Here is a 21,762-nt window from a genome sequence, read left to right on the forward strand (position 1 = left end):
CTGTACTGCTTGAGATGCGTTCAGTGACAACGCTTGTGGTGATGCCAGCTGTGAAGTGGTCTGTGCCGTGTTGCCCGCCGGTTCGGCGACGGCCTTCGCCACTGCGGCGCCCTGCTGAGTCGCCGAGTCCGGAGCGGTGGTGTTGGGCGGCGGCACGAACGGAGCCAACTCCAAGGCGGTCGCCGACGACGCGGCATACCCGTACATCGCGACGGCGTCCTGCGCCCACATCTCCATGTACTGCGCCTCGGTGGCCGCGATCGCCGGCGTGTTCTGCCCGAAGAAATTCGTCGCAACCAACGTCGCCAGCAACACCCGATTGGCCGCAATCACCGGCGGCGGCACCGTCATCGCAAACGCCGCCTCAAACGCCGCCGCGGCCACCCGGCCCTGACTGGCGGCCTCCTCGGCCTGCGTGGCCACGACACTGAGCCAGCTCACGTACGGGGTGATCGCCGAAACCATCGAGATCGAAGCCGGCCCCACCCAGGGCCCACTGATGAGCTCCGCCACCACCGAGTCGTAGCCGCGGGCCGCCACACCCACCTCCGCCGCGATCTCGTCCCAGGCGGCGGCCGCGGCCATCATCGGCCCCGACCCCGGACCCGCATACATGCGACCGGAATTGATTTCGGGCGGTAACGCACCGAACTCAAGCACCTGTCCTCCTCAGTCGGCCGAGAGCGCAGGCGATCTCGGCTGTCACATGGGAATCAGTGGTGGCGGTAATCACGGCTCTGTAAACGACCCCACCGGTCGATCGCCGCATCAACGGGAGTCCTGTCCGAGGCCCGTTGCCCCGCGCCCGGCCTGCCCGCCCGACCGGCACCTGCCGAGCAATGGGCTGCGTCCGGAAAGGTGGTCTGCCACCACGCTTCTCGGACATCTGGGTTAGGAACGACATGCACCTTCTGCCTCGGCCAATCCCGTTTTCAGCAACCGGGCGACAGCTCCGTATTCTCGAACTGCCGCCTGGCACTGAGATTAGTTCGTTACGCGGCAAACGCCGACACGCAAAGGCCGCTGTTCATCAATGGCCAACCACTGTTCATTCCCGGTCGGCGACAGTTCATATAAGGCAACGGATTGTTCACTAACCGTTTGCTTGCCGCCGCTCCGTGGCGCCGCCTTCGCGCCGGCGCCCGCATCGGCGCGCGGTCAGTCCTGGTCGAGAATCAGCGCCATTTCGGGGCAGGAAGCGACGCCGTCGCGGATCACTTGCTCGTCCTCGGGCCTAACCTCATGCTCCTCGAGAATCGAATAGCCGGACTCGTCAATGGGAAAGAGGTCCGGGTCGACGGCATAACACTGGGCGTGGCCCACGCATTTCGACCGGTCCAGACGAACCCTCACGAGGTTTCCTCCCTAGGCGGCCCGATCCCCGGCCGCTCTCGATTCCGCGAATGCGCGCGATCGCAGTTCACGGTCCGATACCCAGATTAGTCGGTCGGTAAAGTATCGAAGATGTTCGCCATCGAGGCCGAGGGCCGAAAAACTCGGATCCTTTCGGGCGTCCGGATTCGTGTTCCTTTGCCCCGCAGGAAGTATTGATGTGTCGCCAGACGTGGGCGCCGGCAATGGTTGAAGCGCGGCGTCATGGCCTCGGGGTAGCCGAACAAAGAGACACGACCGGAGATCGAAGCGCATGAGCGACGGCCAATACGGGACGTTCCACCTGCCCCGGCTGGAATTCGACAAGCTGCCGATGAGCGCCGATCGCGGTCTGGGGTGGAAGATGCTGCGCGACGCGGGGCCGGTGGTGTTCATGAACGGCCACTACTACATAACCCGCCGCGAAGACGTGCTGGCGGCGCTGCGCAACCCTGGGGTCTTCTCGTCGACGGTGCTTCAGCCCCCCGGCCACCCACTGCCGGTGCTGCCGCTGGCTTTCGACCCGCCGCAACACACCCGCTATCGCAAAATCCTGCAGCCGTATTTCAGCCCGTACGCGTTGAGCAAGTCCCGTCCGGTGCTGGAGCGTCACGCGCGTGACATGATCGCGGCGCTGGCCGGTCGGGGCGAGTGCGAAGTGATGACGGATCTCGCGAGTCTGTACCCGTTTCAGGTGTTTCTGGACCTCTACGGTCTGCCCCTCGAGGATCGCGATCGCCTGATCGATTGGAAAGATTCCATCATCAGTGACAAGCCTTTCCTCACCCAGGCCGACATGGCGAAGGGCCGGCAGCTGCTGGAATATCTGGTCGACGCTATCGCGGCGCGCCGGCAAAATCCGGGATCGGACATGTTGTCGCAGGTGATGACCGGCGAGGGCAACTTCAGTGATATCGAGCTGCTCGGTATGAGTCACCTGTTGATCCTGGCCGGCCTGGACACGGTGACCGCGGCGATCGGATTTTCGCTGTTCGAATTGGCGCGCAGGCCGCAACTGCGCAAGGAGCTTCGCGACAGCCCCAAGCAGATCAGGGTTTTCATCGAAGAGATCGTCCGGCTGGAACCGTCGGCGCCGGTGGCGCCCCGGATCACCACCGAATACGTCAACGTCGGCGGCATGACGTTGCCGCCGGGCACCTCGGTGCGGTTGTGCATGGCGGCAGTCAACCGTGACGACAGCGACTCGATGTCCACCAACGAGCTCAATATGGACGGAAAAGTGCACCGGCACTGGGGGTTTGGCGGCGGTCCGCACCGCTGCCTGGGCTCGCACCTGGCGCGCATCGAGTTGACGGTGATCGTCGCGGAGTGGCTCACACAGATTCCGGATTTCGAGCTGCCCGCGGACTACTCCCCCGTGATCAATTACCCCTCAAAGAGTTTCGCGCTCAAGGAGCTGCCGCTGCGCTGGGGATGAACCCCGGCATGTACCGGTCGACCCCGGCGCAGCGACTGAGCCCTTGTGAGCCCTACTTGCGCAACTCGGTCGCCGCGACCTGAACGAACACACCGGTGTCCTCGGCCATCAGCAGGCCTCGGCCACGGGGCAGCGGACCACCCTTCATCTTGCCGCGGATGAATCCCTCGTCGGGGTCGGCGTCCATCACCAGCAGTGGCGCGTTCGCCTGGGCCAGTGCCCGCAACATCGGATCGCTGCCGGCCGACGACCAACCTCCGAACGTGCGCGTGACGATCACGTGCAGGCCGACGTCGGCGGCCCGGGTCACCCAGGGCGCGGCCTTGTGCAACGGCGAGTCGAAACCTGCCGGCAGCTGCTGGATGTCGTCGACGATCAAGAAGATCTCCGGCCCACTCCACCAGTTCCGCGACAGCAACTCTTCGGCGGACAACCCGGGCGGTGGCTCGCGGCCGGCCAGGACCCCGGCCAGTTCGCCCATCATCGCCTGCACGCCGTCGAGGTTGTAGGCGAATTTCTCCACGTAATCGGAGCCGAGCGTGGTCAGCAGCTGACGGCGCGGGTCCACCAGCCACACCTGGGCCGAGGGCTGCCCGGCCGGCGGCGTCGGTGCGCTGGTCGCTCCGGGCGCGTACAGTCGGCCGATTTCTTTCATGATGGTGGCCAGCGTCGTGGTGCGCCCACATTCGCGACGGCCCGTGACCATCAAGTGCGCGTTCTCGGCGAAGTTGAGATAAACCGGTGACAGGTCCAATTCCGAGATGGCCCAGGCGATTCCGCCCGCACCGACACCCTGGCGGGTGTCATGGGCGGCGAGCTCCCGAAGCTGTTCCACGCCGAACGTCGCCGGCAACCGGCGCACCGGCGGGGCCTGACCGCTCGTGATCCGACTGACGGCGTCGACGATGCTGTCGGACTCGAACCGGTTGGTAGGCGTGCTGGCCAGCGCGGGCCGGGCCACCAACGTGTGCAGACCGGACTGGGGGTCGGCATCGAGGCGGACGTAGTTGACCGCGACCATGCCACGACCCGGCTTCACCGGCACATCCTTGGCGAACCGGGAACGCACCAGCTTGGCGTCTTCCACGGCGGCCAGCCGCAGCTCGACCCGCGAGCCGAAGCCGCTGCGCACCGGTGGGCGCAGCTCGGATTCGCGATCGGCGGTGACCACCACATGCACCCCGAACGAAGGGCCCTGGTTGATGATCACGTTCACCTGCTCGATCAGCACCTCGTTCTCTTCGGCCAGCGCGCGGTAGTTGTCCACCACCAGGTAGACGTCGCCGAACCCGTCGTTGGGGACCGGGCCGGGCTCACCGCCGAACTTCCGCCGCCGGAACACCTCCATCGAGGCGATCCCGTACTCGAGGAAGGTGCTCTTGCGCTTCCGCACCAACGCCAGTAGTTCGGCCACCGTGCGGCGGACCCCGTACGGGTCGGTCGGACCGGCCACCTCGCCGACATGGGGCAGCCGGGCGACCGTGGTCAGCGCGGTGCTGCTGTAGGCCAAGCAGTAGAACTGAATCTGCTCGGGCGTGTGGGTCAGCGCCGCCGAACAGATCAGCGTCTGCAGCGCAGTGGTTTTGCCCGAACCGCCCGCACCCAGAATCAGGACGTTGGCACCGGGCCCCGACGTATCGACCGTCCACGGCGGCTGGTCGTGCTTGAACGGGCGGTCGATGATCCCGATCGGAAAGACCAGATCCCGCGCGGTGCCGTAATCCTGCTGCCACGGGTGGCCGAGGAACCGGTTCACCAGCTCGTCGATGGCGACGGGCTGGTTCAGCGGCGGCTGCCACAGCCGGTACGGCTGGAAATCGATCTTGCGCAGTTGATCGATGATGACGGTACCGACCTTCGGCGTCCGGATCCCTTCGACGTCGTCGTCGGGGCCCTCGGCCTCCAGCAGCTCGCCGTCGGCGGGGATGGCCGGAACGGTGACATCGGGTCCCCCGACGCTGACCTCCAGCGGGGTGAACGAGTTGGTGAACAGCTGCGGACGGACGTAGTCGATGCTGTGCACCAACGCCGGCGCTTCGTCTCCGTCGTCGGTGAGGCCGCGCGGAAAGTAGTCCCGCCAAAGGAATTCGGCCTGGAATCGGACGATGTCCTCCAGGCTGCGGCGGAAGTAGCCCAGGCCGGCTTTGGCGGGCAGGTTGACCGCGTTCGGCACGCCGGCCGCCTGCGCCGCACCGGCGGTACGCGCTTTCAGCACCAGCCGGTAACCCATGTTCTCCATGAGCTTTTCGGCGCGGCTTTCGATGGTCTGCGACGCCATCATCAGGTGAATCCAGTAGGCGCGGCCCTGGCGGCCGATCGAGTCGAGGACGTCGACCGCCGTCGGCATGATGCGGAACCATTCGTAGAACTCGTCGATCACCACCACGAGCATCGGTAGCGGCGCCATGTCCTGGCCACGTGCCCGCATCCGGCTGCGTACCGAGTTGTATTCCTTGGCGTCGTCGACACCGGCGCTGTCGCAGATCGCCTTACGACGCGCGATTTCGCCCCAGAGCGCGTCGAGGAAGCGCTCCATCAGCGCCTGGTCTTCTTCCAGGTCGGTGATGATCCGGGACACGTGCGGCACCCCGGCGAACGGCTTGACCGCCGACCCGCCCTTGAGGTCGGCCAGCACGAACTGCAGCTCGTCCGGCGGGTGGCTGAGCATCAGCGATTCGATCACGGTTCGCACCAGGGTCGATTTCCCCGAACCCGTCGTTCCGGACATGACTCCGTGCGGGCCGTCGCCGCCTTCGTCCAGCGACTTCATGTCCAGGAAAAGCAGCTCGCCGTTGTCGGAACGAACGCCGAACGGGGCCCGCAATCGCGACCTGCCCATCGAGTCGTTGCGGCTGTCCCACAGCGCCTGGAAGTCGATGTGGCCCGGATCGTCAATCCCGTAGTAGGCCATGATGTCTCGGGCGCCGATGTGCGCCACCCGCTGGCCGATCTCTTCGTAGGCCTCGGCGAGCCGCCAGCGCGCCAGCTTCTGCGAGAACTCCTCCGCCTCGGCGATGCTGATGTGGTCGGTGAGAGCGAAGAACCAGGGCTTCTCGTCAATCACCATCCAGGTGTCGCGGTCGCGGGGCAGCGCCTCGATCACACCCTTCTTGTCGAACCGCAGGGTCCGCTCGGGAACGGCGCTCCACATGGCCGAGCCGGTGAGGTCGAAGAATGTCACCCCGTCGACGCCTTCGCCGCTGATCACGTATTCCCATTGGGGGTCAACGACGTCGGCGATGATCACGGTGTGAGGCGTCGGGGTCTGGGCCGACGAACTGGCGTGCCGGGGGGTGAAAGACCCACGGCCGGCGAATAATTCGGCCTGTTCGGCGGCGAACTCACGCACTGAGCTGTATACCATCCGCGCATTGCCGGCGGCGTCCTGGCGGCGCGGATCACCGAAGTGCGGAAGCCACTTCACCCAGTCCCATTCGTCCAAATCGGAACTGACGACGATCATCCGCACGTGGTCGGGTCCGTGGGAGAACGCCAGCTGGCAGATGATCGCCCGCATCAGCCCCAGGGCCTGCTCGCGGTCCCCGGCCAGCGAGTACCAGGGTTCGACCAGCACCGAAATCATCTTGGGCAGGTTGTACACGACGCTTTGATAGCGCCCGAACTCCTGAAGTGCCTTTCCGGTTACCGGCTCGAGTTCGATGTCGGTCGGCATGTTCTGGGGCTCACCCCAGGTCACCTCGGGACGCGTCATACCGACGCCGACGCGGACGACACCGAAGTTGAGGTCCTTGCCGTCGGGTTTGCGTTCCCACATCCGTGCGGATCCGACCGCGGCCGCCAACGTGGTGGGCGCCGGGTGGAACCACCGGTAGTTGGCGTCCATACTGTCCGCCGACTCGTGGGCGGTCTCGCGCAGCATGTCGAGCATCAACATGAACTGGGCGCGCATCGAGTCCAGCTTCGGCCGGCTCATCTGCTGCTGGCCGCCGAATCGCCCGCCGAACATCATCATCGCGACGCCACCGATCATGAAGATCGGGAAGATCGAGCCGGCACCCCCGAACACACGCGAGCCGCTGGCGAAGGTCATGGCCACCATGCCGATCAGCAGGCCGACCACCACGACACCGACCACGATCAACCACCAGGGCTTGCCTTCCGGCGGCGGAATGCTCAGCGGTGTCGGAAGGACGATGTTCTCCGGCTTGATTACCGGGGGCTTCTCCGGCGTCGGCCGGGCAAATCCACGTTTCACTTCGGTACCGCCAACTCTCCAGGGGACATATCCATCGGTAGCGTGTCGTGCTGCACCAGCGCATCCGCTCGCGACAACGTCGGCCCTTGCGGGAGCAGCCGTAGCGCCACCCACGGCGCCAGGGCCGGTGTCGTCTTGAGGCCCAACGCTTCTCGTGCGTCACGGGTGTCGTCGACTCCGAACCGGGCGCCCGCGTCCGTGAGCCACCACAGCGATTCGGTCGTCTTGGCGCCGGGGTCGTTTCCGGTGACGGCCACGAAATTCGCATAGTCGGGACCGAAGAACACCTGGTCGGCTGCGCGGCCGGTGGTGTCGGCCTTGACCAGCGACACCACCCTGTTGACATCCTTGGTTTCCACCGGAATGGTCGCGCCCGAGATAACCCGCACCCGTGCCCGGTTTTCACCGGAGGTCTTCTGCCACCACCAGCAGGTCGCCGGATTCTCACGGATATCCATCACATTCAGCGGTGCATCCGGGTAGGAGGACAGGTCCAGCTTGTTGACCACGGGCATCTTCGCCAGCGCGGACGGTTCCACGGTCACCGGTTTGGTGTTGCCCGGCCCGGCGTTTTGCAGGATCTGGGCCACCAACGGTGGCAGTGTCTGCACACCGTCGGCCAAGACCAACGAATACTGTTGCGGCCCACTGATTTGCGGGGTGACGATCACCGTACCGATCGGTCCGGGCGCCCCCGGGAACGACGCACCGGCACCCGCATTCTGAATCTGCGGCACCGTCAACTCCGGCCCCACCGGCAGCGCGTCGTATAAGGCGCGGCTCATCGGCTTGGCCATGCTGACCTGCTCCGGGGTCAGCCCCAGCGGCAGGAGCACCGATCGGTTCGCCGCGTCGATGCGAGAGCGGCGTCCGTCACGGATCACCCAGGCGTCGCCACCGTAGTTCAGCACCACCGCGTCCGTCCCGGTGAGCACCCGCCGGTGGTGGCTCAGGTCGGGATTGCCGTCGATGACCGTGACCGTCACGCCCGACGGCGCCCCGGCGCCGGTCGAGTTCGCCACGGTGTCGCAGACCAACCACGACGACGCGGCCGGGCTGGTGGGGTGGAAGGTCGACGGCGCGCCCGGGATGCCCACCATGGGGCCGCGCGGCAGGCTGGCGATCTGGTTTGACTTGACCAGGTGCGGGTTGTCCGGGCGCCCGGTGATCAGGCGGGCCGAAGCCAGGTTCAGCGCCGGGTACAACCTCTCGCCCACGCGGACGTACAGCGCGCCGGAGTCGCGGTCGGCGATGATCGGCGAATCGCCTACCTGGCCCGCCGGGCTGATGAACGAGTACAGCAGCGCGCCCAGGCAGATCACCAGCGCGGCGGAAACCGAGGCCACCACGGCCAGGTTCTGACGCCGGCCCGGCTCGACCTCCATGCGCACCCGCCACCGGGTCAGTGCGATCGCGGTCCGGCGGGCAAGGAACTGATAGCCGGTGACCTGCGTCCGCGTCGACAGCCCGAGGCCGTATCCCGTGCCGCGCTGCCCGCGACTCTCTTCCGCCACTAATTCACCATCCGGTCTGCTCCAACGCCTGGATATTTTCTCTCGCGCGAATTGTTCCGACAACCCGTGACAACGGTAAGGCACCTGCACGGACCTCGCCATGCGGCGCAGAAGCGCATGCACTCCCACATCTGTTCACGCACCCGAAGCCGGCCCATTCACCGTGCCGGAATCTCCAGCGTGGACGGCGCCGGCAGGTGCCAGTGAGCTGGCAGTTTTGGTTCCCCCACGGATCAGTTCACCGGATTCTGGTCGGTCCCCTCAGGGCATCGTAATGGCGCCCGGCGCCGGCGTCCTGTTAAGCGGGCGAGCGGGTTACCCACGGGGGAACCACATGAACGGCAGGCGGCCGTCCAGCAAAGAAAACGCGAACTTGCGTCGGATCCCGGTCGCCGGTCCGCGAATCCTGGCAGCAAGATGGCGCTATGACCGAACTCGCGCCGTCGCTGATCGAACTCGCCAGGAGATACGGCATCGCGACGGAGTACGAGGATTGGACCGGTCGGCGGGTGCGGGTCGCCGAGGCCACGCTGAAGGCCGTGTTGGCCGCACTCGACGTCGCGGCCGACAACGAGCAGGAGCGCAACGTCGCGTTGACCGCCAAGCTGCGGTCGCACTGGGCGCGCCGGCTGCCGCCGACCATCGTCGGACGTACCGGTGAGCAGATCCGGTTCTGGGCCCACGTCACCCACGGTGATCCCGCGGAGGTGTGGTTACGGCTCGAGGACGGCACGGTGCGCGGCGGCGTCGAACAGGTCGACAACTTCACCCCGCCATTCGACCTGGACGGACGCTGGGTCGGCGAGGCCAGCTTCCTGCTGCCGACCGATCTGCCGCTGGGCTATCACCGGGTGCACCTGCGTTCCGGGGATGTTGAGGCCAGCACCGCGCTGATCGTGACGCCGGATTGGCTCGGGCTGCCGGAGCAGCTCGGCAACCGCCGCGCCTGGGGCCTGGCCACCCAGCTCTACAGCGTGCGATCCCGGCAGTCCTGGGGCGTCGGGGATCTCACCGATCTGACCGATCTGGCGGTGTGGTCGGCGTCGCGCCACGGCGCCGACTATCTCTTGGTCAACCCGCTGCATGCGGCCGCGCCTCCCGGTCCGAAGAGCCGCATGGAGCCGTCGCCGTACCTGCCGACATCACGGCGCTTCGTCAACCCGATTTATCTTCGCGTCGAGGCGATCCCCGAATTCGCCGACCTGACCAAGCGCAGCCGTGTCCGCCGGTTGCGCTCGGAGGTCCAGCAGCGTGCCGGCCGCGTCGACGCCATCGACCGCGACAGCTCGTGGGCGGCCAAGCGGGTCGCGCTCAAGCTGCTGCACCAAGAACCGCGGTCGGCCGGCCGGGAGCTGTCTTATGCCGCGTTCCGCGACCGGGAGGGTCGTGCGCTCGAGGACTTCGCGAGCTGGTGCGCGCTGGCCGAGAAGTACGGCGACGACTGGCATGCCTGGCCCGAGACGCTGCAGCACCCCGACGCTTCGGGGGTCGCGGACTTCGTCAAAAAGCATTCCGACACAGTCGATTTCCACCGCTGGTTGCAGTGGCAACTCGACGAGCAGCTTGCCGCGGCGCAGTCGCAGGCGATCCGGGCCGGAATGTCGTTGGGCATCATGGCAGACCTGGCCGTCGGTGTGCACCCCAACGGCGCCGACGCCTGGGCGCTGCAGGATGTGATGGCGCTGGGTGTGACGGCGGGAGCGCCGCCGGACGAGTTCAACCAGCTCGGCCAGGACTGGTCGCAGCCGCCGTGGCGACCGGACCGGTTGGATGAGCACGAATATCGGCCCTTTCGCGCGTTGATCCGTGCGGTGCTGCGGCATGCCGGCGGGGTGCGCGTCGACCACATCATCGGGTTGTTCCGGCTCTGGTGGATTCCGCGGGGTGCATCACCCACCGAAGGCACCTACGTGCGCTATGACCACGAAGCCATGATCGGCATCGTCGCCCTGGAAGCACATCGGGCCGGCGCGGTGGTGGTGGGCGAGGATCTCGGCACGGTCGAGCCGTGGGTGCGGGACTACCTCCTGCTCCGTGGCTTACTGGGCACCTCGATCCTCTGGTTCGAGTTGGATCGCGACGGGAACGGCGGTCCGCTACCGGCCGAGCGCTGGCGGGAGTACTGCCTGTCCTCGGTTACCACGCACGACCTGCCGCCGACCGCCGGCTACCTGGCGGGAGACCATGTGCGGCTGCGTGATTCGCTGGGGTTGCTGACCCGGCCCGCCGCCGACGAGCTCGAGTCCGACCGGGCCGAGTTGGCGGCGTGGCTGGCCGAGTTGCGCCGGGTGGGGTTGCTCGAGGACGGCGAAGACGACCCGGAGCAGGTGATCGTGGCGCTCTACCGGTACCTGGGCAGGACGCCGTCACGGCTGCTCGGCGTGGCGCTGACCGATGCAGTCGGCGACCGCCGCACCCAGAACCAGCCCGGCACCACGGACGAATACCCCAACTGGCGAGTCCCGCTGACCGGCCCCGACGGGCGCGAGGTGATGCTCGAGGACGTGTTCACCGATCCCCGGGCCACCACGCTGGCCGAGGCCGTGCGTGCCGCGATCGCACCCACCGCCCGAGAAATCAGGGAAAGCACGACCCGCTGAATGCCCTACCGGTCGCCTTGTTAGCTTCACAAGCCATGAAGGTCTCAGTCGTGGCCCCGGTTTCCGACGGTGTGACCGCGGACCCCGATTGGATGGTGGCCTTCGCGCGCCACCTCGAACTGTGCGGGTTCGAATCGATCGTTGCCGTCGAGCACACGGTCCTGCTCACGCGCTACGACAGCGTTTATCCCTACGACAGTTCCGGACGCGTCGGGCTGGCGCCCGATTGCCCCATTCCCGACCCGCTCGATCTGCTGGCCTTTTTGGCCGGGCACACCACCAGTCTCGGGCTGGCCACCGGGGTGTTGGTCCTGCCCAACCACCACCCGGTGGTGCTCGCCAAACGGGTCGCCACCGTCGACGCGCTCTCGGGCGGGAGGCTGCGGCTGTGTGTGGGCGTCGGCTGGCTCAGGGAAGAGCTGCAGGCATGCGACGCGGACTTCGACAACCGCGGCAGGCGGGCCGACGAGCAGCTGGCCGTGCTGCGCGCGCTGTGGGCCGACCAACCCCAAGGGGCGTCCTTCCACGGCGAGTTCTTCAGCTTCGATAACGTGATGAGCTATCCCAAGCCCGTTGCGGCGGAACGGTTTCCAGTGCACATTGGCGGCCACAGCCGAGCGGCCGCACGCCGCGCGGGACGCTTCGGCGACGGCTTCCAGCCGCTTGGCGTCACCGGAGAACGGCTCGCGTCACTGATCGGGCTCATGCGCGACGAGGCATCCTCGGCGGGCCGCGATCCCGCGGCCATGGAGGTGTCGCTGGGTCACAGTGTCACCAAAATCGACGCCGAGCGCGCGGCCGGCCTGCGCGATCAGGGTGCCGACCGGCTGGTGTTGGCCATGCCGCCGACCCCCGATATCGAGCGGGCCAAGGACGCCTTGTCGGCGTGCGCGCAGCGGCTGTCGCTGGTAGCGCGGCGCGGATGACGCTTTGCGCCGAGGAGCGAATGGCGCTCAGTGATGTGGTCCACCGGTACGCCGCCCACGTCGATGACCGCGAATTCGATGCCGTCGCAGACCTTTTCACTGCCGAGGCCGAGTTGGTCGTGCCCGCACCACCGGCCGACCTGCTACCGATACATGCGCATCGCGGCCGGGAGGCCATCGTCAGCGCCGTCGCGGCCGTCGGTGCGGTCGCGCGCACCGAGCACGCGATCATCGGTGAGGTGTACGACGCGGCCGAGCGGCCAGGCGCCGCCCGAGGGCGCGTCGCGTGCGTCGCCCACCACTGGACCGAGCGGGGGGACGAGGTGGTGGATGTGGTGTGGCACCTGCGCTACGACGACGCGTACGAACTGACGGCGGCGGGCTGGCGCATCGGCCGCCGGGCGCTGACGGTCAATGCCATCGAGACCCGCCCGGCCCGAAGATTGCGGCCCCGCGACCCGGCGTAGGCGGTGACTGGCGGAAGGTTGTGATTAAATTCACAGCAATCGCCAAGGATCCGAATCTGCGGCGCAAATCGCGCGCTTCCATGGCAGTTGCGACATTCGCTATCCACGCCGACGCAAATTCTGCCCCTCGGCAACTATTGCCGCCGACCATATGACGCGACGCGACGCGCGGTGGCCCCTTTTTTCCAGGCAAACTTGGATTTATCCAGGTGTTTTAGTGTATTTTCAACCCCGTGACGCATGCCGAAAGCAAGCACGTTGATCCGGTGGGGAATGGCTCAGTCTCGACGTTGGCGGCAGGCACGCCGCTAACCTCCGATCCGGGGTTCCGCGACGAGATCCATACCGCCCACGACACCATCGATGTCGAGCATTACGGTGGCGGCTTCGATCTCACCAGGCGGGCGACCGCCCCGAAGTTGCGCATCGGGCGCGACCGCTGGTTCAACCTGCTGTGGTTGATCCCGATCGGCTTCGCCGTGCTGATCGCGTCGGTGGCGATCGGCAAGGGTTTGCACAATGTGCCGGCGGTGCAGTCGTTCATCCAGCGCTACCCCGGCACCGACAGCACCGGTGTCCCTGCGGGCCTGCCGGCCTGGATTGGCTGGACGCACTTCTTCAACCTCTTCATGATGATGTTCATCATCAGGTCGGGGATCCAGATTCTCTGCGACCACCCCCGGCTCTACTTCAGCCGCAATGCCACCCCCGGTAAAGACGAGTGGCTGCGGGTGGGCCCGCCGGTGCCGGACGACGAGCTCTGGACCGCCAACGCCGACACCGTCGCCCTGCCGCCGCAACTGGGCCTGCCCGGATTCCGGCACTCCATCGGGCTGGCCCGGTGGTGGCATCTCGGCATCGATACGTTGTGGCTTCTCAACGGGGCGGTGTTCTATGTGCTGCTGTTCGCCACCGGACAGTGGCGACACATCGTGCCGACCAGCTGGGACGTCTTCCCCAATGCCGCGTCCGTCGCGATCCAGTACATGTCGCTGGACTGGCCGATCGACAACGGCTGGGTCGCCTACAACGGGATGCAGCTGCTGGCGTACTTCGCCACCGTTTTCATCGCCGCCCCGGCCGCGCTGATCACAGGCCTTGGGATGTCGCCGGCGCTGTCGCAGCGTGTGCACTGGCTGAGCAAGCGCCTGAGCATTCAGCACGCACGCTCACTGCATTTCCTGGTGCTCGTGTACTTCCTGTTCTTCATCGTGGTGCACGTGACGATGGTTTTCACGACCGAGGCCCTGCGGAATCTCAACCACATGTTCGCCAGCCGGGACGACGACAGCTGGATCGGCTTCGGGATATTCTCCGTCGCCATGGTGCTCACGGTGATCGCGTGGGTGTGGGCCACCCCGTTCACCATCAAGCACCCGCGGGTGGTTCAACGGGTCGGATACGCCCTCGTGGGCCCGTTGCAGCGGGTGCTCGAGCAGCTGAACCCCAAGCCCGGCGCCTTCACCGAAGAGGACATCTCGCCGCACCACTGGCGCAACGGGCGCCTCCCGGAGACCGTCGAGTACAAGGAACTCGAGCGCGACGACTTCAAGGACTGGCGGCTGAAGGTCTACGGCCTGGTCGAGCACCCGATGGAGTTCTCGCTCGAGGATTTGATGGCACTGCCCTACCACGAGCAGATCAGCCAGCATTTCTGCATCCAGGCGTGGTCAGGCGTCGCCAAATGGGGTGGCGTGCAGATGCAGACGATCATGGACATCGTCAAACCGCTGCCCGAGGCGAAATGGGCGGTGTTCTATTCGATGGGTCTGGGCGCCACGGGGGGCATTTACTACAACGCCCATCACATCGGCCAGATGCACAACCACATGACGATGCTGGCCTACAACATGAACGACCAACAGCTGCCCTATATGCACGGCAGGCCGCTGCGGCTGCGCAACGAGCTGCAGCACGGCTTCAAATTGGTCAAGTGGATCAAGGGCATCGAATTCGTCGCCGACTACCGCGACATCGGAAGCGGTTATGGCGGCTACAGCGAAGACCACAAATATTTCGGGCGCCACCAAACGCTGTAAGGCGCGGCCACCGGCGTCACCTCCTCGAAGTCGTTTGTCCAACCGTCGTTTTGGGTAGCTCCAAAGAACCGGCCGGACGGAAGCGACAGCAGAGGAGACGCCCATGAGGCACAGCTCTGTCGACCATGATCGGACCGCTGCCCGCTATCGCGCCGAATCGGTGCGGGATGTGGCGCAGACGCCCGGATTCGTCGTCGTGTGCGCAGCCACGCTGGCGCTCGCGGTATGCGTCGCCAATTTTGCTCTGGGACAAGCCCGCGCGGGCGTGGTGGCCGCGATCGTTGCGATGCTCGCGTTCGGGGCCGGCCTGGCGTGGCTTGCGATGGACGGCAGGCGGGTTCGCCAGGCACAGCGCGACTGGGTGATCGGTCACCCGGGCCGGTAGGTGTCCGCTACCGCAATGACGCGAGGTTGTTCACGGACTTCTGCACATCGGACCGCAGCACTCTGGCGACCAGTCCCCCAATGGGCCCGCTGAGCAAACCGCCTTTGAGATCGGCGGTGAGATGAAACGTTGAGCCGGAGTCGGTCTCGGTGACGGTCATCTGCACCGTGAGCCGGATTCCGCCACGGCCGCGGCCTTGCAGCTCAATCGATTTCGGCTCGTCGAACTGGGTGACGGTCCAATGGATGACGTTGCGGAAACCCTTGACTTTGACGCACGACGAGACGCAGGTGCCCTTCTCGATCGTGGCCGGAACGGGCCCCCGCCACCCGGCGAAGATCGTCATCCACTCGTCGAACCGATCCAGGTCCGACGCCAGCTTCCAGGCCGCATCCGGTTCCACCTTCGATGACACCGAAACGTCTACTCGAGCCAAGGCCTTCCTCCGCTCCTCACCGGGCAAATCACCAGCGCCCCACCAACCGGTGGCAAACGCACGACCGTGGGTGAGTACCCCGGCACCGTCGGCCCTATTCGTCGGCCAGGCTCAGGGCCACACCTCTTCGAGTTGGTGAGCCACGTCGATGATTTGCGCGGCCTGCGAGTGCGGGGCGTCGATTTCGGTCGCGACGTACTGCGCGATGAATCGCCGAATCTCACCATCCACCCCGGCCAGGATCCGCAGCACCTCGCCGCGGATGGAGTTGGACGAGACGTTCACGGTGATATCGGAAGGCCGCGGCTTGGCGACGTCCACGATCAGCAGCAGCGGCTCGGCCGCTCGCGCCGTGGCACGCAGGGCGATGTCTCCCGAGACCACAAAGCGCTGCTTGTCGAGCCAGAGGTCCACCAGCAGATCGATCGACAGCGGAATGTGAATGACGAAGGTGATGCTGTCGCCCACCCGGCGGGTGACACGGGGCTCTTGGATCTTGACATTCGCACTGACCTTGGCGATCTTGCCCGGCCCCTGAGCGATCGGCTCCATGGCGAACTCGCTGCCGACGATGTCGGCGAATGCGGCGGCGACACGCTCGGGGGTGACCGCGATCTCGAAGAACCTGCGACCGAATTCCTCGTAGGTGACAAAATCGTGACTGGACATAGGCTTATACCGTCTCACGTCACCTGCCCGAACGGTCGCTGATCCGGTCGCGTCGCAGGAATTGCTCGTCAGAGCCGGTTCCGTTGAACCCAGGCCAACCAGAACGCTGCCCGGCGGGTGATCCGCGTCGATTCCCGCCGGACTGTGAAGCCCACCACACGTGGTCGCTTCGATTCGATGTCGCGGGCGGTGCCCTGGGAGGCTTGATGGTGGAGGTGTTTTCAGTCTCATGCCCCAAGAAATAACCGAGGAGCGCCTCGGCCTGGCCAAAGCGGCGGGCGTTCTCATCTGGCTCGGCGGCGGACACGGTCGCGAGCTCGACGAACGCCACGAGCGATCCACCCACGCCGTCGCCGGCGCGGTGGTGGCGCTGGGAGCCACGCTGGCCTGGTTGGTCGCGACCCTGGCCGTGACCGGGTCGGCGCGCTGGCCGATTCTTGCCGTCGTGCCGCTCACCCTCGTCTTCGGCCTGCTGACCGGTGCGGTGACCCGAGGCACCGTGCCGGGGCCCCACCGCAGCCGCCCAGGCATCGTCGGACGCGCTGCGATGGCGGCGGCGGTGGGTGTCATTGTCGGCGAACTCGCCGCACTGGTCATCCTCTCCAGCTCAGTCGACCGACACCTCGACGAATCGGCCTTGCGCAACGCGGAATCGGCGCCCTCGGTCTCGCAGGCGTCGGCATCCCTGCAGCGGACCAAGGAGGCGCGCGCGGCGCTCGACGGCGCCGTCGCGCAGGCCCGTGACCGCCAGGACAAAGCCCTGGTCGTCGCCCGCTGTGAATACCACCCCACACCTGGCTGCCCACAGACCCGGATCACCGGCGTTCCCGGCACCGGACCCGAAACACGCACGGCCAACGAGCTTCTCGCTGGTGCCCAGCATGATTTGGACACCGCGCTGGCCGCGCGGGACAGCCACGCGCCCGCGTTGGACGCCACGACCTCGCGGCAGCAGCAAGCCCTGCAGGATGCGCGGCGCGGCGTCGTGGCAGACGCCGGCCGGGGCCTGGGTGCGCGCTGGGTCACCCTGAATGACCTTGCGTCCGACAACGGGGGGGCCCAGGCCCTGAGGCTGCTGACGATCGGGGCGTGCATCCTGCTGTATGTGGCGCCACTGATCTTGGGGTTGTGGCGCGGGCAGACAACGCATGATCGCCACGCCGCTGCACGCGCGGAGCGCGACCGCGCTGAACTCGACGCGGACACCGCTGTCGCGATCAAGCGGGCCGAGGTTCGCCGCGAGGCCGAAATCATGTGGGCCGAACACCAACTGACCCAGGCCCGGCTCGCCATCGAGGCGCAGACCGAGATCGACCGCGAGCACCAGCGCCGCCGGGTTCTGCAGGCGTTCGAGGGTCCGGTGCATGCGCCGTCGCAGCGAGCCTTCGAACCGGCTGAGGAAGACGTGTATCTGCCGATCGCCGCCGAAGCGGAGGCGGCCAGCCGGGCGATCACTGCGCTACCCGCGCCGGAGCCGGGCAGCGAGGTCGAGCCGCACCACGAGCGAAGCGCGCCGCTGATCCCGTCGATTCCGGACGCGACCAAGGCCGCCGCCCGCTGGATCCGGCCACTGGTACCGCCGTTCGTGGCGCGGGTGATCGACACCACGACCCAGCCACTGCGCACCGCGCGCCACGTCTTCGACGGGGTTCTCGAAGAGACCGAGGAGATCACGTTCGCGCTCAGGCGAATCCGCACCGTGACGGTCAAATCCGAAGCCTCGAGTGCTGAGCTGTCTCAACCCGGTGGTGATACCGAAACCCCTTCTACTCGCGCGGAGTTCGTTACCTCATCGCGGCACGCAAAGGGCACGGGCCGCCGGTCTCCAGATGACCACCAACCGGCGTTGACGAAGCGGGACGGACCGCAGACGTTGGGTCGGCGCGAAGGTTCGTGCGAAGGCCCGCGTCAGCTGCCACCGGCGAAATAGCCTGGCGTTATTCGGAACCGACGGCTTCGGAGAGCTCCGGCAAGAGGCCGGCCAAATGGTTCATCTCCTGGGCGCGGTGCACCATCAGATTGCGGGCGTTGGTTTCCGGGTTCATCCGTCATCGGCGACGCGTTGCGCGCCGCCGCCGACTCACCGGCCTGGACGCGTTAGTCGCGTCAATTCATGCGCACCCTGTCGTCGGAGTGAGCCGCTCAGCGAAATAGGCTGATGCCGTAGTCGATTCCGGACGTTGGTCGATAGGCCGCGCGAATGTTGCGCCAACGCCGGCGACCCCGCCGTGGTGCCGGCCAGTACAACTCGAGTCCGAAAGCCCGACCTGCAAGGCATTCCGGTGCTACGTCGAAAGTGTTGGAGACGGCCGGGTTACCCCTCGAGAACTCGGCCGTCCCAACGTCTTCATGCCCGCTCAACAGGGCACGGCGGAGGAGAACAACCCTCCCCATTCGTGCCGGGCCGCGGACTGCGCATCGACGAAGCTCGGTGTCTGTTGGCCATCGCCGGCGAGGTGCACCAGGGCCCATGCCATCGCGAATACCGGCACCTTGTGTCGCAATGCCGCGTTGTGCAATTCATCCAGAGCGGCGTCCGAAGGGCACCGGCGAAGGCCGATGAGAATGCCCCGCGCCGTGTCGAGGATCCGACCGGAGTTCGGGCCACACGAAGTCTGGGCGGGAGCCCAGTCCGATGTCATGTTGTAGATACCTCCTGCGCGCCCCCCACGAAATCCGCTACTCGCATAGCGGCAGGAATCCATGCGTTACGCATCGTCGCGGCCGCAATCCTCAAAAGGCGCCCCGTGCAATGATTTGTCGATCGATCGGGTTGTGCCAGAGCACTCTCGCGATTGATACCTGCCTGTAACCGTTCTGGGATCGACTGCTAATCAACGACTCCCGCGCCGCGCCGGGTTGGTGCCGGAATTCGCAGGATTCGAATCAGCGTGCCAATGACAGTAACTCGTCGAAGCCGCCAACGATAGCGTCGTGGAAGACGTCGTAGTCGGGAATTGCGGTGGTGTCGATGTTCAAGCCGAGCGCGCATGTGTCGACGTAAGTGAGCAGTGTGACATTGACGGCGGCGCCGATCGTGGGACCGAACGCGTATTGAGCGCGTACCACGGCGCCGCCGAGAAAGACCGGCACGGGAACGCCCGGCACATCGCTGGCCACGAAATCCACATGGCGCAGTACCGATCCGATGTACCACCGGGGCGCCAGATTGAGAACCCCCGCGATCAATTGCGTGTAGGGCAGCGATCTTTCGTTTCGTACCGCCGCGGTGCGCTGCCGAATCGCCCCGATTCGCTTCGCCGGATCCGGCTCGCCGACGGGTACGTCGAAGCGCATCAGCGTGATCCGATTCCCGCCCATGCCATCGCCTTTGGTCCGCAGGCTGATCGGCATCGAGATGTGCAGGTCACCCACCTCCACGCCGTGCTTCTCGTGGTAGAGGCGCAGTCCGCCCGCCACCCCGGCGACGAACGCGTCATTCAGGGCCCCACCGCACCGGTGCGCCGCTTCCCGAAGCGGCCGCATCGGCACCTGATGCACCCCCAGCCGCCGGATCAAGCCCCGGTCGGTCACCAACGACGACCCCGTTCGGCTTATCGGCCGGACGGTCCGGTAGATCGAAGCCGCGGTGCCCGCCGCGGACCGCATGGTCGAGGCGGGCCGGCGAACGCCGTCGTACACCAGGCGTGGCACCCGGGTGGCCGCGCCGGTCAGAGCGCTGTTGAGCAGGCCGGTGTCGTAGCGCACGGCATCGCGGTAGCCCCCCAGCAGCGATGACCCCGCGATCTCCGGCTCGGGCGGCATGGATTCGAGGGGGTAAAGATCCTCCGAGAGGTCGAACAGGTTCATCGCGATCTGGACTCCTCCGACCCCGTCGGTGAGCGCGTGGTGGAACTTGCAGATCATGGCCGCGCCACCGTTTTCCAGACCGTCGATGAACGTCGTCTCCCACAGCGCGCGGGCCCGATCGAAATCCTGCATCTCGGCCACTCGCGCGATCTCGAGTACGTCGTCAACGGTGCCCGGGCCGGAGATGGTCGCCCGCCGCACGTGGTAATCCAGGTCGAAATCGCGGTAATGCTCCCACCGCGGCGGGGCCGGCGGAGGTGACAGCACCACCCGCTGCCTGAACATGGGCAGTGTGCGGCTGATCAGGTCGAATCGCTTTCGCACTTCGTCCCAGTCCGGGGAGCGATCCAGGAGTATGACGCTGACCACGGTCGATCGCAGCCGTGGGTCGCTTTCCATCCCCCAGGTGAACGCGTCGCTGGCGCGCATGAATGCGGTCATGTCTGTACTCCTTTCCCAGAACGTACGACGGCGCGCGCCCCACGTCACCGGGCTCGCGACAGACGATGACTTTGGTCCTCACAGATCGCGACTTTGGTCGACGGCCCCACCCCCGCGGCGGCCTAGAGAATCGCGTTGAGCTCTTTGGCCTTGGCGATGTCGGCCCAATCGACGTCGAGCTCCAGCAGGATTTCCTCGGTGTGCTGGCCGTGTTCCGGCGCACGCGCGGGCGCCGGCGGCGTTTCGTCGAATTGGACGGGCGCGGCGACGATACGGTACTTCTCGCCGTGGTCGTCGACGTTGGTCACCACATATCCGTTGGGCTCGACCTGCGGGTCGTTGAGGGTTTCCCGCGGCGTCGCCAGGGCGCCCCACACGCCGGGCTCGTCCGCGAGCACCGTTTGCCAGTGCGCGAGGTCGTGGCGGGCGAAAGTATTCGCGAAAAGCTCGGTCGCCGCCGCCGCATTCGCGATCAAGTTGCTCGACGGGACGAAGCGCTCGTCGTCGGCCAGCTCGGCCAGGCCCATGCGCCGGCAGAAGCCCGCCCAGAATTTGTCCGGCTGCAGGAACACCAGTTGGATCCACCTGCCGTCCTGGGTTTTGTACCGGTTGACGAGCGGGTTGATGGCCAGGCCGGGCGGGGCACCCGGAATGCCGTCGATGTCGAAGAAGTCGGCCGCCGAAATCGACGGCGCGATCGACCACATCGCCTGGGCCAGCAGCGAGGAGTCGACGATCGTCGGTTCGCCGGTACGTTCGCGGTGGAACAGCGCGGCGCAGACGCCGCCGGCCAACGTCGCTCCACCCTGCAGGTCACCGAAGCCGGGCCCCTGCACGGCGGGCGTGTCGGTGCCGAATGGCGTGAGGGTATACGCGACACCGCCCCGCGCGAGGTACGTGGCGGCGTCGAAGCCGCCCCTGTCTCGGTCCGGTCCGCGCACGCCGAGACCGGTGCCGCGCGCGATGATGATCTTCGAGTTGAACGCACGGATGTCGTCGACGGTCAGGTGGGCCCGCTCGAGGGCGCCCGGCAGCCAGTTGGTCAAGAACACATCCGCACTGGCCAAGAGCCGGCCGAACAGCTCGCGGCCGGTCGCCGATTTGATGTCGATCGCGATGCTGCGCTTCCCGCGGTTGCCCAACTCGAGGATGAAGTCGGCATCGGGGCGGGCCGCTTCCCGGGTGAACCCCCCGACGACGAGCGCGCGGCCGGGGTCACCCGAGGCGACGCCTTCCACCTTGATGACGTCGGCGCCCCAGTCCGACAGTGCGGCACCGGCGGACGGCACGTAGGTCCATGACGCCAACTCGACCACCCGCACACCCCTCAGGACACCACCGTGCACGCCTGACATCGCCAACCCCCTACCTCGCGGCCATTCCTTGCTATTTTAGATATTCTAGCTAGTCTTGGGCGTAGTGATAGCCCATCTGCAGGTCAGCGCAGTTT

The 21,762-nt window shown here is 66.5% G+C and carries 16 protein-coding genes and 1 pseudogene; 7 read left to right on the top strand and 10 right to left on the bottom strand.

The genetic code is table 11. The features are described from left to right. The coding region (locus Q0W90_RS10070; protein WP_297774393.1) for a PPE family protein at positions 1-660 on the bottom strand (660 nt) is incomplete at its 3' end. A 498-nt stretch (positions 661-1,158) separates the two neighbouring features. Then, positions 1,159-1,353 (bottom strand): ferredoxin, encoded by a 195-nt coding sequence (locus Q0W90_RS10075; protein WP_297598404.1) that lies wholly within the window; start codon positions 1,351-1,353, stop codon positions 1,159-1,161. A 292-nt stretch (positions 1,354-1,645) separates the two neighbouring features. On the opposite strand from Q0W90_RS10075, the gene Q0W90_RS10080 reads away from it, so the two are divergent. Beyond that, entirely contained in the window at positions 1,646-2,809 is a 1,164-nt protein-coding gene (locus tag Q0W90_RS10080; protein WP_297774395.1) for a cytochrome P450, read from the top strand. A gap of 52 nt (positions 2,810-2,861) precedes the next feature. Here Q0W90_RS10080 and eccCa read toward each other — a convergent pair whose 3' ends face one another. Beyond that, on the bottom strand, positions 2,862-7,025 hold the full coding sequence (gene eccCa, locus Q0W90_RS10085) for a type VII secretion protein EccCa (RefSeq protein ID WP_297598408.1): 4,164 nt from the start codon (positions 7,023-7,025) through the stop codon (positions 2,862-2,864). Next, the gene (eccB, locus tag Q0W90_RS10090; protein WP_297598410.1) at positions 7,022-8,539 is read right to left on the bottom strand and encodes a type VII secretion protein EccB; all 1,518 of its coding nucleotides are present in this window, start codon (positions 8,537-8,539) and stop codon (positions 7,022-7,024) included. The genes eccCa and eccB overlap by 4 nt, the downstream gene beginning before the upstream one ends. Positions 8,540-8,964: 425 nt before the next feature. Here eccB and malQ point away from each other — a divergent pair, with 425 nt between their 5' ends. From malQ to Q0W90_RS10115, 5 genes are all read left to right on the top strand, one after another. Beyond that, positions 8,965-11,139 (top strand): 4-alpha-glucanotransferase, encoded by a 2,175-nt coding sequence (malQ, locus tag Q0W90_RS10095; protein ID WP_297774397.1) that lies wholly within the window; start codon positions 8,965-8,967, stop codon positions 11,137-11,139. A gap of 35 nt (positions 11,140-11,174) precedes the next feature. After that, a complete protein-coding gene (locus Q0W90_RS10100; protein ID WP_297598414.1) occupies positions 11,175-12,065 on the top strand; it encodes an LLM class F420-dependent oxidoreductase in 891 nt (296 codons plus the stop codon). After that, positions 12,062-12,532 carry a nuclear transport factor 2 family protein gene (locus Q0W90_RS10105; RefSeq protein ID WP_297598416.1) on the top strand — a complete coding sequence of 157 codons (471 nt, stop codon included), beginning with the start codon at positions 12,062-12,064 and terminating at the stop codon, positions 12,530-12,532. The genes Q0W90_RS10100 and Q0W90_RS10105 overlap by 4 nt, the downstream gene beginning before the upstream one ends. A gap of 290 nt (positions 12,533-12,822) precedes the next feature. Continuing rightward, positions 12,823-14,571, top strand: coding sequence for a molybdopterin-dependent oxidoreductase (locus Q0W90_RS10110; RefSeq protein ID WP_297697938.1), 1,749 nt, complete (start codon positions 12,823-12,825; stop codon positions 14,569-14,571). Between the two features lie 103 nt (positions 14,572-14,674). Further along, positions 14,675-14,956 (top strand): LapA family protein, encoded by a 282-nt coding sequence (locus Q0W90_RS10115; protein ID WP_297774400.1) that lies wholly within the window; start codon positions 14,675-14,677, stop codon positions 14,954-14,956. 7 nt (positions 14,957-14,963) lie between these two features. Here Q0W90_RS10115 and Q0W90_RS10120 read toward each other — a convergent pair whose 3' ends face one another. Beyond that, positions 14,964-15,392: an SRPBCC family protein gene (locus Q0W90_RS10120; protein ID WP_297598420.1), complete on the bottom strand. Its 429-nt coding sequence runs from the start codon at positions 15,390-15,392 to the stop codon at positions 14,964-14,966. A 111-nt stretch (positions 15,393-15,503) separates the two neighbouring features. Further along, the gene (locus tag Q0W90_RS10125; RefSeq protein ID WP_297598422.1) at positions 15,504-16,061 is read right to left on the bottom strand and encodes a hypothetical protein; all 558 of its coding nucleotides are present in this window, start codon (positions 16,059-16,061) and stop codon (positions 15,504-15,506) included. Between the two features lie 229 nt (positions 16,062-16,290). On the opposite strand from Q0W90_RS10125, the gene Q0W90_RS10130 reads away from it, so the two are divergent. Continuing rightward, on the top strand, positions 16,291-17,991 hold the full coding sequence (locus Q0W90_RS10130; RefSeq protein ID WP_297697930.1) for a DUF4407 domain-containing protein: 1,701 nt from the start codon (positions 16,291-16,293) through the stop codon (positions 17,989-17,991). Positions 17,992-17,998: 7 nt separating this feature from the next. Here the strand turns inward: Q0W90_RS10130 and Q0W90_RS24500 are convergent. From Q0W90_RS24500 to Q0W90_RS10145, 4 genes and pseudogenes are all read right to left on the bottom strand, one after another. Further along, positions 17,999-18,097 (bottom strand): annotated as a pseudogene (locus Q0W90_RS24500) (hypothetical protein); the annotation flags it as partial. 321 nt (positions 18,098-18,418) lie between these two features. Next, entirely contained in the window at positions 18,419-18,703 is a 285-nt protein-coding gene (locus Q0W90_RS10135) for an antitermination regulator (RefSeq protein ID WP_297697928.1), read from the bottom strand. 244 nt (positions 18,704-18,947) lie between these two features. Then, positions 18,948-20,312 carry a wax ester/triacylglycerol synthase domain-containing protein gene (locus Q0W90_RS10140; RefSeq protein WP_297697926.1) on the bottom strand — a complete coding sequence of 455 codons (1,365 nt, stop codon included), beginning with the start codon at positions 20,310-20,312 and terminating at the stop codon, positions 18,948-18,950. A gap of 122 nt (positions 20,313-20,434) precedes the next feature. Beyond that, positions 20,435-21,667, bottom strand: coding sequence for a CoA transferase (locus Q0W90_RS10145; RefSeq protein WP_297595311.1), 1,233 nt, complete (start codon positions 21,665-21,667; stop codon positions 20,435-20,437). Positions 21,668-21,762 lie beyond the last annotated feature (95 nt).

It is taken from the genome of Mycobacterium sp., from assembly GCF_025933915.1.
Lineage (GTDB): Bacteria > Actinomycetota > Actinomycetes > Mycobacteriales > Mycobacteriaceae > Mycobacterium.